The following is a 16335-nucleotide window of genomic DNA, read 5'->3' as shown; positions in this document are numbered from 1 at the left end:
ATACATTGAAACAAAAGTTATTCAGTTTTGTTTATTTTTAGATATTCTATAAAAGTTGTGCATTTCCTCTTCATTAGAACTAGCTCAATTTTGAAAGAAACTAAAAAACTTATCTTAGATCCATTTTACAAAAGACGGTATCCGAAGGAAGCCCCTTTTAGTTAAGTTCCTATATTTTACGTTTACCTTTATTGGATCAATACAAATATATTTATCATTCTCTGAAACAACCTGGTGACTTTGGTAAAGTTTTTTACGCTCCTTAGTAGGCATAAACTCCATTAATCCAGCTGGTTTGTTATCTGGAAAACTTAGCAGTAGCCCAAATTCGCCTTTTCTAATTCCTGTAATCAGCACATCTTCATATTGATAATTGATCACTTTAAGCCAAGAATGACTACGTTTACCTACCTCATATCGTGAGTCTTTTCTTTTCATTACTATACCTTCTAATCCCAGCTGCTTGACTAGATCAAAGTATGCAGTGCTGTTACCTTCGATATATTTTACTTTACTAATTAAGCTTGTATCCTGGGGGATAATTTCATTAAGCAGTTGCTTTCTCTCCGTTAATGGGAGTCGACTTACTGCCTTTCCTTTATATTGAATTACGTCGAAAACCACGTAACTTAAAGTGTTCTCTTCTAAAATGTTCCGTTTTGACATGAATCTACTCATCATTGCTTCAAAGTCTGGTTTTCCTTCTGGATCTGTAACTATAATTTCACCGTCTAATACAGTTCCAGAAGGTATATCAACTTTCAGTAACTCCGGAAACTTAGTAGTTACATCGTTATTGTGACGTGTATATAATTTTACTTTTTCATCAAACTTTGAAAGCTCTAATCTAATCCCATCTAGTTTTAATTCGGTTATATAAGAATCATCATCAAAGGGTGTATCTTCTTTTTGTAATAGCATTGGTGAAAAAAACATGTATAACACCTCTATTTAAGTATACGATGCCACCCTTATGAATTCATTGGTGACTAATTGTCATTTGTGGAATATTTCTCTATAGCAATTTGATTAGGTTAACAATTCGTTAAATTAATGCTTTGGTTTATTTTGCATAATTACCGCGTTTTTTTCTTCTTGTACCATTATAATCATTTGTATATGGAAATATTTAGACGGAGGGAGACTTATGGAACATTATATTGATTATGCAGAATATCCAACAGCTGAAGTTTGGAATACGTTATATGATATGAAAAAGGAAGCTTTTGTTAGATTTAAATTGTTTGAAGAAGCAGGTAATAGAACTTATTTGATTAATACTAGAGAGGGAATTATTGCTTCGAATTTAAGTTTTTGGATTAATGAACATAATAATAAAGCATTTGATCTGATTAATAATTATGTCTTGTTAAGATATTATTACGATAAGGGAATTCCCGATACAGAATGGGTAATTGAGGATGAAGGTAAATATAAGTTTTTCCCTCGTATGGAGGATAAACATGATGCGTATAAATATTGGTTTGATTTTTACTTGGAGGGCTATTATAAAAGATTTGCTACTTTAATAGATACTATTTGTCATTTAATCAATATTAAATATAATTTTGGAATTAAACCGGATCCGGGATTTAGGCAAAGGGTTATGAAGGAGTTGCAAGCTAAAGATAATATACTGTTTAAAGCATTAAAAAAATGTTGGCAAGATGAAGCTTATAAAAAAGCTGAACGATTTAGAAATGATTTAACACATAATTATCGTCCAAATTTTATAGATTCAGGTATAAGTGAGAGTCATGAGGGAGATGAAATCATCATTTCTGTAGGTCTTGGTGAATATACTACTACCACTGAATTCATTACTAACATAGAAGAAACTGTTGATTTAATGGCTGAAATTATTGATAACATTAGATCCAAAATAGTATGAAAAATTCTAAGTTGTTTCTAGGCACTGCCATAAGAAACCATAAAAGTCCCTGCAGCGCGCTGCAAACCCTTTAACGGTCTCTAACGGTCGCTTCAGCACTAAAACGATCGATAACCACGGGTTGTACGGCTATCGCCTACAATCCGTTGGTTCCTGTTCGTTTTGCCATCCGGCCGCACTGAACGAGTGCAAAAAAAGAGAGATCAACTACATAAGAACTGAAAAAAAGGAAAGCAGACAAACGTCTGCTTTTTATTTTGGTCATTTTTCCTTTGGCGCTACGCACTTTACCACCTAAACGGCTGCATCGGCCTTGAATTGGGCGAGCCTCGAACTCTTCCCAATTCCTTCCCGTGCATCCGTAGCACAGCTACAGCAAGGGGCGAAAAATTTTTTCTAATCACGCCTAAAGGCAGAAAAAATTTTTGCGCTGTTAACCCTTGCTTCGCTCTGCTTTCGGCGGTAAAAGCTACGCATCCAAAGGGAAAAATTATCCCCTCTGGGAAATCAGTTGCGCTTGCACCAAACCAAAAATAAAGGGGCGAAACCAAAATGATTAAATCCCGAAAAGCTAAAAACTCTAAAAGAGGTCTTTATTTACAAGATAATGAACTGAAGCAAACAGCATTTCAACCAGGAACCAATTTTAAATATGTCATAGATACTAAAAACAAAAAGATGGTTATTATTCCATCAGAATCAAGCGTAAATACCGTTTCAAAGCGTGCAACAAAGTCGGGTGTTAAACCAGTTATTGATATTCGCAACAAAGAAGCTTTAAGCATATTTAGAGAAGCTGATTATTTACAAGTTGAGATCCAAGAAGATCAAATTATTGTTTCTGGATATGAAGAAAAGTCCTCTTCAGCTCTTGCTAAAGTGTCAAAGAAAATTGCTAGTGTATTTTCAAAAAAATCAAACGTCCTGGATATTACTTCTCTTTTAGATGTCCGGAAAAAATTTGAATTTAGGTTAGAATCCGATGAATTAGCTAAAGCTGTTGGCCATGCCCAGCAATTTGTACAGCTGTCGATATTTGATGTAATTGGGGATACTCATTCATATTCTTCTCAATCGATTCAAACGATTGAAAAGGGATTAAAAAACATAAAAATCCCCCTTCAGGTAATTAGTTTGTTCAGTGGGGCAGGTATTATGGATAAGGGCTTTGTCGAAGAAGGGTTTGACATTTCATTTGCTCTTGAATTGGACGAAGATGCAGTTGCTACATATCGAGCAAATCACGGCAACCATGTGGAACAAAGAGACATAACTAAGTTTGATAAAGAGCGTCTTAATCAGATTGGTTCACCAATCATGATTGGGGGATCACCTTGCCAGGGATTTTCTCCTGCTAATAGACATTCTAATTTCTTAGATAATCCTAATAATTTACTGGTGAAAGAATTTATTGAATCGATAAAAGCTAATTCTAATTGTCAGGTCTTTGTCTTAGAAAATGTTCCAAAACTTTTATCGGCTGGTGATGGAAAGTTCAAACAAGAAATTTACGATGAATTAAGTGATTTTGAAATTACTTCAGGAGTTTTAACTGCGACAGACTTTGGTGAAGCCCAGGAACGAAAACGAGCTTTTATTATAGGTTCGAAAATCGGAAAAATAGATTTACCTAAACCTACTCATTCTCCTGATCATTATGTAACAGTTAGAAAAGCATTAGAAGGGCTTCATGAAGATGTTCCTAATCAAATGGATTTTACAAAGCCAAAACCATCAACTATAGAACGTATGCAAACGGTTCCGGAAGGTGGAAATTGGCGTGATTTTCCTGATGAATTTAAAACAACTAGTATGTTCACTGGTAAGACTCATAGCTCTGTTTACAGGCGTTTAGCATGGGACCATCCATCAATAACGATAGCGAATCCGCGTAAAAGCAATCTTACACATCCAACCGAAAATAGAATATTATCCGTTCGAGAGTGCGCTAGATTGTTTGGCCTGAAGGATGATTTTATATTCAAAGGAAGTTTGTCCTCAATGCAACAGCAAGTTTGTAATGCGGTTCCTGTAAAATTAGCAAGAGCTGTTGCGCGAGTAGTTAAACATGCTATCATGCGATATAACATTAGGATGCATTCAGATAAATTAGAGTTAGTTTAGGCTCTCGTTACTATAAAATGATAATAAAGTTTAATTAAAAAAGCCAAATAAGCAAAACCCCGTTCTAAATTTAGGTGTTCTCAGACAACTCAGTCGTGATCTAAAGTCTTTTGAAACATTGATAATTCCTGGAAAAAAATTAATATTATACAACTCAAATATGACCCATTATTTGTTCCCTTGTACTTTTACAGACAACTAAGTGTGACTTAATAGCTACGAAAACTACAAGGTTGCCATTAAATTAATAAATCATAAGTTTGAAATTTGGAAACTTTGGAAGAGATATAACGGATGGTGATTCTTCAATAATGAAGGTCGCTAATCAATAGAATCCCAACGTTAAATTTAAAACGGTGGGTTTTATAACGAAAATCAAAGTTTACAGGATACTTTTATTCAAATTATATTTCAACGCTATGGGAGGATATTTATTTGCAGACTGATATAGATAATTGGGAATCAATCACCATAACAGAAATTAATAAGCTCTTTTCTATTATTCCGATTAAATGGGGTATTGCAGGGGGATGGGCTTTAGATTTACATTTAGGCAAACAGTCAAGGGCACATGATGATATTGATGTAATAATACTTCGAGAGGAACAATTGACTGCCTATAATCATTTGTCAGATGATTGGATGTTATACAAAGCAGAGAATGGGAAACTTGTTCCTTGGCAAGAAGGTGAGTTTTTAAAAACCACAAATGATATCTGGGTTACAAAAAGCAGTAGTTCTCCCTGGGCTTTTCAAATTATGTTAGTAGAGACAGAGCAACAATCCTGGATTTACAGGAGAGAAAAATCTATTCGAAGAAGATTAGAGGATATATTTTTAAGAACAGATGATGAGATACCTTACCTGAGACCCGAGATTCAACTCCTTTATAAAGGTGGTAGCTCAAAGGTTAGAGAAAAAGATTTTAAAGATTTACAAATTATGCTTCCATATTTACTGCCTGAACAAAGGGATTGGTTAAAAATGACTTTGAAAAGACAATTTCCGACTGGTCATTCGTGGCTTGACTATATCTAAGAGTGAAAAATGATTTAAAACATAAGTTATCATTAATTCCAAAAACTTAGGGATCTTGCTCAACAATCGGGCGCTTGTGCGGCTGAGCAAGGTCGTATCATATAACGGGTGGGATTCCCGTCGAGTAAGAACTAGCCATTCGCTCGTAACGAGTCTTGGAGGACTAAAGGTAACTTTAGTTTTTAAGCGTAGACAGTGAGGTGGCGGGCCGAAAGCCTAATGGTTGAAGGGATTGAGCTCCATAATGATTGTAGTTCGAGAGGGCTGATGCTTTAAGCGCTGCAGAAAGCTACATTTTATCTTTCGTTAATGGCAAGAATGATAAAACCTCTCTGGAGTCATAGACCTTGGCACGTCATACATTGATATGATACGGCAACTCAGGAGACCCTACCGGTCTTTTCTTTTTTTTTAGAAGAGTATGGTGTACAAGCGATAAAAAGCAAGGAAACCAAATGCCGTTGTAGGGAGTCGGATAGCAGCGTAGTACCAATGAAGTTGGGTAATGCCGATGGAGGAAAGGCTGCTACCTAATTATCACCCTTACTAGAGACACATTTACTACACACAGAGGTAGGTATTTTAAATGGAAACAAAACTACTAAGGATAGCAGAATTAGCAAAGTCTGATCCTAAAATAAAGTTTACATCTCTTGCACATCTATTAAACAAGCAAGCACTAGCTCAATGTCATCATGAACTACCCAATAGGAAAGCAACAGGGATTAACGGTACAACTAAGGAGCAGTACGGTGAAAATTTAGAAGAAAATATAGAGGTGTTAGTAAGTAGACTTAAAAGCAAAAGTTATCGTCCTGTTCCAGTCAGGAGAATGTATATTCCAAAGCTCAATTCAAACAAGAAAAGACCATTAGGAATACCGGAACACGAAGACAAGATTGTTCAAAAAGGCATTACCAAGATACTAAACACCATCTACGAAAATGATTTTCTAGACTGTTCCTTTGGGTTTCGTCCAAACCGTTGTTGCCATGATGCTTTGAAAATACTGAACTTCTATATTGAAAAGAGATCAGTAAATTATGTAGTAGATGTTGATATTAAAGGATTCTTTGACAACGTTGACCACAAATGGATGATGGAGTTCTTAAAACTGCGAATTGCAGACCCTAACTTACTAAGAATAATTGGCAGGTTTCTTAAAGGTGGATATATGGAGGAAGGAAAGAAATACAAAACAGACAATGGCACACCGCAAGGTGGTGTCATATCTCCGATATTAGCCAATGTGTATCTCCATTATATTCTCGACCTATGGTTTGAGAAAAAGGTCAAGAAACAATGCAACGGACAGGCATATATAGTAAGGTATGCAGATGATTTTGTGTGCTGTTTTCAATATCAGAGCGATGCTCAGGAGTTCTTCCAATCATTAAAACTTAGATTAAAGAAATTTAATTTGGAAATTGCTGAGGATAAAACCAAAATTATTCCCTTTGGACGGTTTGCGGAGAAATATGCAAAACAAAAGGGGAATAGTAAACCAGCAACCTTTGATTTCTTAGGTTTTACACACTATTGTGGGGAAAGTAAACAAGGGAAATTTCGTGTGAAACGGAAATCGAGTAGAAAGAAAGTCCAAAATAAATTAAAAGAATCTAAAGAATGGCTGAAGAAGAATAGAAATAAGAATATCCATATAATCATGGATAGATTTCGACGCTCGCTTATTGGTTATTACAACTATTATTGCATCACTGATAATAGCCTAAATGTCAGCAACTTCAAGTGCAAAATTGAGGAATTACTGTTTAAATGGCTCAATAGAAGAAGTCAAAGGAAATCCTTTACATGGGACAAATTCAGACTATTTCTTGATAAATATCCACTACCTTCACCAAAAATTAAAGTGAATATATACAATTTAAGAAAAAAGATTAGCTACATTCTGTGAATGATGACTAGGAGGAGCCGTGTGCATTAATAGTGCAAGCACGGTTCTGTGAGGGTCTGGAGCACAATTTACCGTAAGGTAAAAAGGCTCCATTCTACTCGACTTCTGTAATTGATCTGCACCCCAAATGTTAGAGTCGTGTCTAACATTTGGGGTGCAGATTAAAGTGAAAAATTGCAAGCTATCCAAAACAATTTCGGGGTTCAGTTCAACTTTGTTCAAAATGAAATTAATTTTTAGCAGTAAAATCAATTAAAGTATAGCTTTTTTGATCAATTTTTTATTAAACTAACAAAAATAATTGACAACACCTATTGTAGTACTGTACAGTACTAATTATGACAAGGATAAAATTAATGAATCAAAAACGTGTGATTGAAGTAGCTGCATCATTATTTTTAGAAAAAGGGTTTGCTTATACAAGCATGGATGAATTAGTTCGTGTAAGCAAAGTTTCAAAGTCTAATGTGTATTATCACTTCTCTAATAAGGAAGAATTGTTGGAAGGGGTCGTTGATTATTGGATTGAAATGTATCAATCTGCAATTGATGGCTTACTATCTCAAAACCAATTATTAGTTGAAGATCGTATCCAACTGTTTTTAAAGCAATTATCACAAGGAGTTCAGACGAGAGAATATAAGGGGAGCTGTCCGTTCATTACGCTTTATATTCAAAGTCCTACAAATGCCACAAAAGTAAAAGAAAAAATAGGTCTTTTTTTTAAAGGATTACAAACGAAAGTTTCTCTATTACTTAAACAAGGGGTAGAGAATGGTGAATTTAGAAAGACAATTAATATTGACGAGGTTGCATCTCTTTTTATTACAAATCTTGAAGGAGCGCTATTTATTTCAGAAATACTGGAGGATGCAACTGTAATTATGAAAACAGCAGATCATTTTTTTAACTTGCTTCGATAAAAGAAGCATTTTTTTTACATCAAATTAGTACTGAATAGTACTACAAGGAGGATTTTTATGAGAACAGTATTTTTAACTGGTGGAACAGGTTTTATTGGAAAGCAATTAGTGAAGGAATTAGCCAAAGAGCATGTTACAATTCTTCTATTAGTGAGATCGAAAAGTAAAGCAACACGCATTTATCAAGAAAGAGGCATCTTAAAAGAGGCAGTTATGCACTTTATTGAAGGTGATTTGACAAAAATAGACTTAGGTCTAAGTGCTGAAGATAAGGAGTTGGTATTGAAAACGGATGTAATTATTCACGCAGGAGGCCCCATGGATATTCAAGCGACAAGCAAAGAGGCAGCTTCCGTATTTTTGAATGGTGCCCAACATATTAGTGAACTCGCTAAAAATATTCATCAATTGAAGGGATTGCAACAATTTATTCATGTTGTAGGCTATATGAGTCCCTTTGATGATAAAAATAGCAAGGTTGCGATAGATGTGTTTAAAGAAGGAAACAATTTTTTGAAAATAAAAAATCCATATGAGAGAACAAAGTTTTTAGCAGATCTTTATATCCGTCAGCAGGCATCAACAGTAGGTTATCCGCTTTCAGTAATTAATCCACCAACTGTAGTTGGTAGTAGTAAAACAGGGAGTACGGAGCAAACAGGAGGCTTAGGCTTGCTTGTGATGAGTATGCGAAAAGGGCTCTTGCCAGTGATCCCTGGAGGTAAGAAATATAGATTACCACTTATTGCAAACGAGGAACTAGCAAAGTTTATTGTGCAGGTTTTCAGATTGGAGCAACCAACTATACAAACATATACACTTGTTGAAGATAAACAACATGATCAAAATATTTCAGAATTATTAGATGCTATGTCAGAAAGTATGAATATGACTGCACCTAAAATTTCTGCCCCATTGCCATTTATGAAAGCACTTATGAATAGTGGCGTAAGCAAAATAACCCAAATTCCTGCTGATGGGCTGAACTTTATTACAAATCGAACATTTTCAAATGGTTCAGCGAAAAAGATTATGGGAGAAGATTGGTTTAAGGAGACAAATGTAATGAAATTTTTCCCAGCCGTAATAGCTGATCTGGATTATCGCATGATGTATCAAAATGGCCAGCACAGTCATTTATTTGAACGAACATTATGTAATAATATTACCATTTACCAATCACAAGGAGAGGGTAAACCGTTTATTTTATTACATGGTTTATTAAGTGATGGAGAGGATTTATTTCCTTTAGGGAAAGAGCTTCATGAAAAAACGGGTCGACCTGTATGGATCATGGACCTTCCAGGTTTGGGACGTTCTCCTTTTAAACGAGAGAAAAATCTATTAAATATCTATTTGAATGTATTGAAAAATTTATTGGAGAAAGCTACTAATGGTGCCCATCTAATTGGCCATTCATTTGGCGCGTATATTCTTTTGGTAGCATTAGTACAAAAGTACATAGATAAGAAGTATACAATTACTTTACTTCAGCCACCTGTTGCTAAAAAAAATGCTAAATCGATAAATGTTCCTCAATTTATGAACAAATGGACATTGAAATTGGCAACTACTAATTTGATAGAGCGTTATTTATTAAGTAATGGTTTATTTGAAAGTACGGAGAGTATCCCTAAACATTATATTGAAAAAATAAGTAACAGTTTTACTTCTCCTAGAATTTTAAATACTACGGTTCAGCTTAACAATTTACTATTGAAAAACGTTCAAGGTGATTTCAATGAAGTAACAAAGTATAATCTTCGCATTATTTGGGGGGATTATGACAGAGGCTATTCTGCTCCTTCGCATCTTGGTAAGGTTGATTTTGTTCCATATGGTCATCATTTTCCTCTTAACCATCCGAGTGAAACGGCTAATTTGGTAATAAAAAATAGTAGTACTAGCAGATGAGAGTGTGGGATAAATAAAAAGCGTGTATAAGATTGTTGTGTCTTTGAAATAAAGTCGTACTGTTTGAAAAAAAAGATTGTCTACATGAACGCTGGATATATTTACTTAAGAATCTAACAGCTAATCAAATACAGCGTACATATCAGTATCCTGAGGTAGTAAAATGAGAATTGAACAAAAGTATTGCTCCTTACGCATGGCAAGTAATCACCTTGTGAAGAAATATACTTAAACTCCCATGAAAGAAAGTAATAATCTTTCATTTTCTGTGGTGTAGTGTTGATTGTACGCTACATGGATGGCTAACGGGATACTTTAGTTTTAAAAAATCTTATATTTAGTTAAAAAGATTAAATCCATTTTAATCCATCTTTTTTTCAAAATGAAGGAAAAATTTAGAAAGCTGTATTTGCAGCTTTTTTATATTTTTCAATATTCCATAATCGGGCGCATTTCTTGAGCAAGAAATGTGCCCTTATTAATGAATTGGGCCAGATTGTCGAATTACACTTTAAAATAAAATCGATATTAATGTTAAAATATAGAAGAGATTGTAAAGACTCGTACTTAACTAACCGTATCCTAATCAGGTAAAGGGTGAGTATTGGCAAGGTTTATGGCTATTTAGCTGGGGCAATCTATGATTTCTGCAAGTTTATTTTCAAAAGTATATGTTACCTTTTTGTAGGGATGTTAATTGTTGGATTCCCACTTTATCTAATTGCTTTAGCGTTTAATATGTTTAATAAAAAGGTGCCGTTCCTGAGCAGAAAGGACGCTTATTAATTAAGTCGTTGGCCATGATGGTAAAAAATAGTGAATTTTAGATAAAAGGAGCTGTTCGTAATAAAAACTAAAGTTATTTATCCATTTATTTATTTCTTTATGGAACCCAATGTAGTTTTCGTTTATAAAATAGAAACACAAAATTATGTAACCGTTTCAGACTTGAATGAAAATGGGGAATGGCAAACATATGAATTAGAACATGAAAATGAATTTGAGATGTTTAATCATGAAGAGAGCAATCCGCTTGAAGGCAAAGGATATGCAATTAAACAAAGCGATGTGAACACAATGGTAGAAGTCGTTAATAGATGCATTCAAAAATACCGACATCCTTTTTCATCCAGCTCGGTTGAGGCAGGTGATCAAGTTGAGGCTGTACATATCGTTTCCTCAGAATCTGCAGCAGGTTCTTTAAGAGTAGGACTTGAGAGACCCAAGGTTGTGATTGGTTTTCCAGATTCCTTTTCAATTGGACCATTGTGGAAATTAGTTGAAAAAGCAGGACAAACGTTTCGAAATCAATGGTTATATGAACATATCAATTATGAACAGGATGATTTTGAGTATGAAAATAAATTTGCCAATACATTGCGGGAGATAGAAGATATTCCCCGGCAGGTTCCAATATACATCTGGTATGGAAATAATGCCGATGAACAAACTGGTCTGCGGTTTCTTCTCTTTTTTCTGCGCGACAAAACAAATGATGTTTTTCTCATGAATTCCACCGAACTCTATGAAAGATACATAATGCCTGAAGTTAGAGGTCAAAAGATTTCACATACAGGCCATATCGAACCAAAAGATTTAAGACTCCTATTTGAAAAGGGCAGAAAGGCCCCACCTATATCTGAACAGGAACGGATGCAGCTTCAAGAAGAGTGGAATTCCTTGGCACAAACAAAAGAAGTCCTGCGTCTATGGATGAAGGGTGAAATAAAGGGCGTTAAAGAAAATCACTTTGATCCACTGATCATAAATACCATTAAAATGCTCCATCGTAAGCAGGAAAAAAGGGACTTTATCAAGGCTGGAATGGTGATTGGAGAAATCCTATCGGGGACAAACGAATTGATTAATGCTTTCTTCTTAGAGTATAGGATTCGGAATTTAATATATAGTGGGTTACTTGAACTAAAAGGAATACCAAAATCAATGAGACACTATAGTGTTAAACTACGGTGAGGAGTAATGATCAATTCATATCTTCCATAATCGGGCGCAATTCTTGAAGAGGAATTGTGCCTTTTTCAGTAATCGGGCCATTTAATGGAGGAAGAATATCAAGAAAAATTGAATACTTATGGTAATGATAGTATGGTGTTTGTGAAAAAAATGTACTTAAACTCGGTGCAGTTTAGTTGAATAACAACGTTTGACCAATATTTGTTCTAATTAGAATCCGAAGGTACACTAGGATTTTTTTGTTTCTAAACTTATTGAAACTTTTTTCAAAAAAGTACCGTCAATAGGGTGAATTTGGAAGGGGGATTTCATTTCGTTATGGATATTGAGATAGATTCCATTCAATTTAAGAAGATAATGAAGGAAAATGGTGAATATTTAATTCGTTTAGCTTTTTATTATGTTAAGAACTGGTCTACAGCAGAAGATATAGTACAGGAAGTATTTGTCACTTATTGTCAAAAATCTGACCAATTTGAAAATAGATCTTCGATAAGAACATACTTAGCTAAGATAACCGTAAACAAGTGCCATGATTATTTGCGAAGTTGGAAGAATAAGATTTATCTCTACTCTAATTTGCTTTTGGGACAGTCAATATCTAATAAGGAATCACCAGAGCAATTAGTAATTAATAAAGACAAGAATGATATGTTGATTAAGGAAATTTTAGAAATGTCCATAAAGTACAGAGAAGTTATTCTGCTTTATTACTATCAAGAATTTACAATCCTTGAAATTAGTAAAATACTTAACTGTTCCGAGAATACAGTGAAAACACGTTTATCGAGGGCAAAGTCTATTCTTAAAAGTAAATTAGAAGGAATCGAATGGGAGGTAATCCTACGTGAACAACATTAAAAAGAGATTAGATGATTATGTTGGGGAAACTCCTCGGTTTACGTTTTCCTTAGAAAATAAAATAATAGATGAAGTGTCTACATTAGGGGGTAAAAGGAACAGAAAGAATAACCTCTTTAACAAGCTAAGATTAAGTTTTCTTTTTGTAGTTTGTACGACTGTTGCTGTTACATTTATCCTTTCTATTGTCATAAATCCCGAATCATATAATGAAGTAAATACCATAACCGATCCCAATACTACTCCAGATATTCCATTTGTTGATGACTTTGAAAAAAATATGACTGTTGTTGAATACTTGCATGATGGAATGGAACGGGGGAACCGTGATTATTCAGCGTATCCCATTGTTATTGACCCATTAGCCTATGAGGGCAAGCCTGTTTCCAGGGGGGATGTAATTATATATGACGATAAATTTTTTGATGGATCGGTGGGAACCGTTGTGTCTAGAGTAATAGGTTTACCAGGAGAAAATATAGAAATAAAAGATGGTCAAGTTTACATTAACGATCAAATCTTAGATACGTTTTACGGAAAAGCACATGTCAGGGGTTATGAAACATTCGAAGACTATGCTAAGGTATTAGACCAAAATGGTGCTGACTATGAGGCTGATGTAATAAAAGAAAGCTTTTTTAGAGAGATAGAAGTAACTGTTGGGAACGATGAATTTTTAGTCATGACTGATGATTGGCTAAGAGGTAATGTAAAATTAATTAAACAAAGTGATATTAATGGTCAGGTTATGGGTTATCAGAAAAAGAAGTAATCCCCTTATTAGCAATTAAACTAACAGGGACGTTGATCCTATTGTACAAAAGGGGCAAGTAAATTGTAGTTGTTAAAAACTGCACTTAGGCTAGTAACGGAGAACCGTATCATAAGAAGATCATTCTTTATAAGAATTGCATTACTTGTTTCACTAACAGAGTGCTCTAGTGAAACAAGTAATAATTTGATTTTTGATTATTGAGATTATATTTATTTATTCCATATAGGGCGCTTTCCTGTAACAAGGAAGCGCTTATTTTCATTTTAGGGCCATTTAATGAAGCAAAGGTTTTTTGGAACTTTTTAAAGTAAGGCTCTGTTAATCTTTAATGTTGATATAAGATATAAAATAGGAGAAGCCTTTACTACGAAGGCTCCCCTTCTAATGTTTAACTATTGTTAATAAAATGCTCAATCCAACTAATACTCAAAGAGATAATCCAAACAGTTAATGGAATTACAAAACTCTTTATTACTTGTAACCAATAAAAGTTTTTGTTTTGTTTTTGCAGTATTCTATCTGTAACAAAAAACAAGACAGAAGCTCCTAAACTATAAGGTAGTAGTACGAGTCCGAAAACAATGTGTAACACTCCAGAAACAATTATTTCTATATTTTTTATTTCGCTCTTTTTTGACATAAATTCTGCTACCTTATCACTTATGATGGAAGCCAATACTCCATAAATAAGAATTACAGGTAAGCTATACATTAAATACAAACTTATAATATTAGTAGCCGAATAAAAATAGTTTTGTTCTGCAACAACTTGCTCTCTAAATGGATTTGGCATAACAAATCCTAATAAAATTGCGAACAAAGTACCTGATATAGAAGCCGATATTATTTTTCTCTTTAACATTTCCTCACCTCGAAAATTACCAATATATTCATTATACTTTGTAAAATTTTAATTAAACACTAAATTTTTACAATGTAACTATGGAATATTTTTTATTAACGGGCAGGTGTGCGGCCGAGCCTAGGTCGTATCATATAGCGGGTGGGATTCCCGTCGAGCAAGAACTAGCCATTCACTCGTAGCGAGTCTTGGAGGGCTAAAGGTAACTTTAGTCTTTAAGCGTAGACAGTTAGGTAACGGGCCGAAAGCCAAATGGTTGAAGGGATTGAGCCCCATAAAGTTAGTAAATCGAGAGGGCTGATGCTTTACCTGCAGCAGAAAGCAATATTTCATTGTTCGCAATGGCAAGAATAATGAAACCTCTCTGGGGTCAGAGACCTTGGCACGTTACACATGGATATGATGCGGCAACTCGGGAGACCCTACCGGTCTCTTCTTTTAGAAAAGTATGGTGTACAAGCGATAATAAGTTAGGAAACCAAATGCCGTTGTAGGGAGTCGGATAGCAGCGTAGTACCAATGAAGTTGGGTAACACCGATGGAGGAAAGGCTGCTACCTAATTATCACCCTTACTAGAGACACATTTACTACACACAGAGGTAGGTATTTTAAATGGAAACAAAACTACTAAGGATAGCAGAATTAGCAAAGTCTGATCCTAAAATAAAGTTTACATCTCTTGCACATCTATTAAACAAGCAAGCACTAGCTCAATGTCATCATGAACTACCCAATAGGAAAGCAACAGGGATTAACGGTACAACTAAGGAGCAGTACGGTGAAAATTTAGAAGAAAATATAGAGGTGTTAGTAAGTAGACTTAAAAGCAAAAGTTATCGCCCTGTTCCAGTAAGGAGAATGTATATTCCAAAGCTCAATTCAAACAAGAAAAGACCATTGGGAATACCGGAATATGAAGATAAGATTGTACAAAGAGGCATTACGAAAATATTAAATACCATCTATGAAAATGATTTTCTAGACTGCTCATTTGGATTCCGTCCAAATCGTAACTGTCACGATGCTTTGAAAATACTGAACCACTATATTGAAAAGAGGTCAGTAAATTATGTAGTAGATGTAGATATTAAAGGATTCTTTGACAACGTTGACCACACATGGATGATGGAGTTCTTAAAACTGAGAATCGCTGACCCTAACTTACTTAGAATTATTGGTAGGTTTCTTAAAGGTGGATATATGGAGGAAGGAAAGAAATACAAGACAGATAATGGCACACCGCAAGGTGGAGTGATTTCTCCAGTATTAGCCAATGTATATCTCCACTATGTCCTCGACCTTTGGTTCGAGAAAAGGGTTAGAAAACAGTGTAAAGGACAAGCATTCATAGTGAGATATGCAGATGATTTTGTTTGTTGTTTTCAATCTAAAAGTGAAGCTCAACAATTCTTCCAATCATTAAAAATGAGATTAAAGAAATTTAACTTAGAAATAGCTGAGGATAAAACCAAAATTATTCCCTTTGGAAGGTTTGCGGAGAAAGATGCAAAACAAAAGGGAAATAGTAAACCTACAACCTTTGATTTCCTTGGTTTTACACACTATTGTGGGAAAAGTAAACAAGGAAACTTTCGAGTGAAACGGAAATCAAGCAGGAAGAAAGTCCAAGGCAAACTTAAAGAATCTAAAGAATGGTTGAAGATTAATAGAAATAAAAATATTCATATAATTATTGATAGATTTAGACGCTCTCTTGTAGGTTATTACAATTATTATTGCATAACGGATAATACCCAAAGTGTAAATAAATTCAGAGACAAAATCGGATACTTACTGTTTAAATGGCTCAATAGAAGAAGTCAAAGGAAATCATTTACTTGGGATAAATTCAGACTCTTTCTTAATAAATACCCATTACCTTATGCAAGAATTAAGGTTAACATATATGACTTAAGAAAAGAAACTAGCTACATTATGTGAATGATAATTAGGAGGAGCCGTGTGCGTTAATTGCGCAAGCACGGTTCTGTGAGGGGGGAGGAATACAATCTACCGAGAGGTAGAGAGGTTCCCTTCTACTCGACTAGTTCAATAAG

Annotated in this window: 12 protein-coding genes; 10 read left to right on the top strand and 2 right to left on the bottom strand. The window is 34.6% G+C overall.

Annotation, left to right across the window (positions count from 1 at the left end; translation table 11 throughout):
• Positions 1 to 114: 114 nt before the first annotated feature.
• Positions 115 to 936 (bottom strand): ATP-dependent DNA ligase, encoded by an 822-nt coding sequence (locus FI644_RS01885; RefSeq protein ID WP_053475006.1) that lies wholly within the window; start codon positions 934 to 936, stop codon positions 115 to 117.
• A 211-nt stretch (positions 937 to 1147) separates the two neighbouring features.
• Here FI644_RS01885 and FI644_RS01880 point away from each other — a divergent pair, with 211 nt between their 5' ends.
• The 9 genes from FI644_RS01880 (at position 1148) to lepB (ending at position 13412) form a co-directional block, all read left to right on the top strand.
• Complete coding sequence (locus FI644_RS01880) at positions 1148 to 1891, top strand: Cthe_2314 family HEPN domain-containing protein (protein ID WP_053475007.1); 744 nt, start codon at positions 1148 to 1150, stop codon at positions 1889 to 1891.
• Positions 1892 to 2443: 552 nt separating this feature from the next.
• Positions 2444 to 4015, top strand: coding sequence for a DNA cytosine methyltransferase (locus FI644_RS01875; RefSeq protein WP_053475009.1), 1572 nt, complete (start codon positions 2444 to 2446; stop codon positions 4013 to 4015).
• 435 nt (positions 4016 to 4450) lie between these two features.
• On the top strand, positions 4451 to 5053 hold the full coding sequence (locus tag FI644_RS01870) for a nucleotidyltransferase domain-containing protein (protein WP_142107931.1): 603 nt from the start codon (positions 4451 to 4453) through the stop codon (positions 5051 to 5053).
• Between the two features lie 586 nt (positions 5054 to 5639).
• Positions 5640 to 6968, top strand: coding sequence for a group II intron reverse transcriptase/maturase (ltrA, locus tag FI644_RS01865; RefSeq protein WP_056683281.1), 1329 nt, complete (start codon positions 5640 to 5642; stop codon positions 6966 to 6968).
• A gap of 356 nt (positions 6969 to 7324) precedes the next feature.
• The gene (locus FI644_RS01860; protein ID WP_142107930.1) at positions 7325 to 7891 is read left to right on the top strand and encodes a TetR/AcrR family transcriptional regulator; all 567 of its coding nucleotides are present in this window, start codon (positions 7325 to 7327) and stop codon (positions 7889 to 7891) included.
• Positions 7892 to 7948: 57 nt separating this feature from the next.
• Positions 7949 to 9805: an alpha/beta fold hydrolase gene (locus tag FI644_RS01855; protein ID WP_142107929.1), complete on the top strand. Its 1857-nt coding sequence runs from the start codon at positions 7949 to 7951 to the stop codon at positions 9803 to 9805.
• A gap of 885 nt (positions 9806 to 10690) precedes the next feature.
• Positions 10691 to 11779 carry a DUF1835 domain-containing protein gene (locus FI644_RS01840; protein WP_056683286.1) on the top strand — a complete coding sequence of 363 codons (1089 nt, stop codon included), beginning with the start codon at positions 10691 to 10693 and terminating at the stop codon, positions 11777 to 11779.
• 318 nt (positions 11780 to 12097) lie between these two features.
• Positions 12098 to 12640 carry a sigma-70 family RNA polymerase sigma factor gene (locus FI644_RS01835; protein WP_053475014.1) on the top strand — a complete coding sequence of 181 codons (543 nt, stop codon included), beginning with the start codon at positions 12098 to 12100 and terminating at the stop codon, positions 12638 to 12640.
• The gene (gene lepB / locus FI644_RS01830; RefSeq protein ID WP_053475015.1) at positions 12627 to 13412 is read left to right on the top strand and encodes a signal peptidase I; all 786 of its coding nucleotides are present in this window, start codon (positions 12627 to 12629) and stop codon (positions 13410 to 13412) included. Before FI644_RS01835 ends, lepB begins: the two co-directional genes overlap by 14 nt.
• A 391-nt stretch (positions 13413 to 13803) precedes the next feature.
• Here lepB and FI644_RS01825 read toward each other — a convergent pair whose 3' ends face one another.
• Entirely contained in the window at positions 13804 to 14277 is a 474-nt protein-coding gene (locus tag FI644_RS01825; protein WP_053475016.1) for a hypothetical protein, read from the bottom strand.
• A 613-nt stretch (positions 14278 to 14890) separates the two neighbouring features.
• Between FI644_RS01825 and ltrA (FI644_RS01820) the strand changes: the two genes are divergently transcribed.
• On the top strand, positions 14891 to 16219 hold the full coding sequence (gene ltrA / locus FI644_RS01820; protein WP_142107928.1) for a group II intron reverse transcriptase/maturase: 1329 nt from the start codon (positions 14891 to 14893) through the stop codon (positions 16217 to 16219).
• Positions 16220 to 16335 lie beyond the last annotated feature (116 nt).

Source organism: Cytobacillus solani (genome assembly GCF_006704205.1).
In the GTDB taxonomy this organism is placed as follows: Bacteria; Bacillota; Bacilli; order Bacillales; family Cytobacillaceae; genus Cytobacillus; species Cytobacillus solani.
This window is presented reverse-complemented; position numbering and strand designations above follow the sequence as displayed.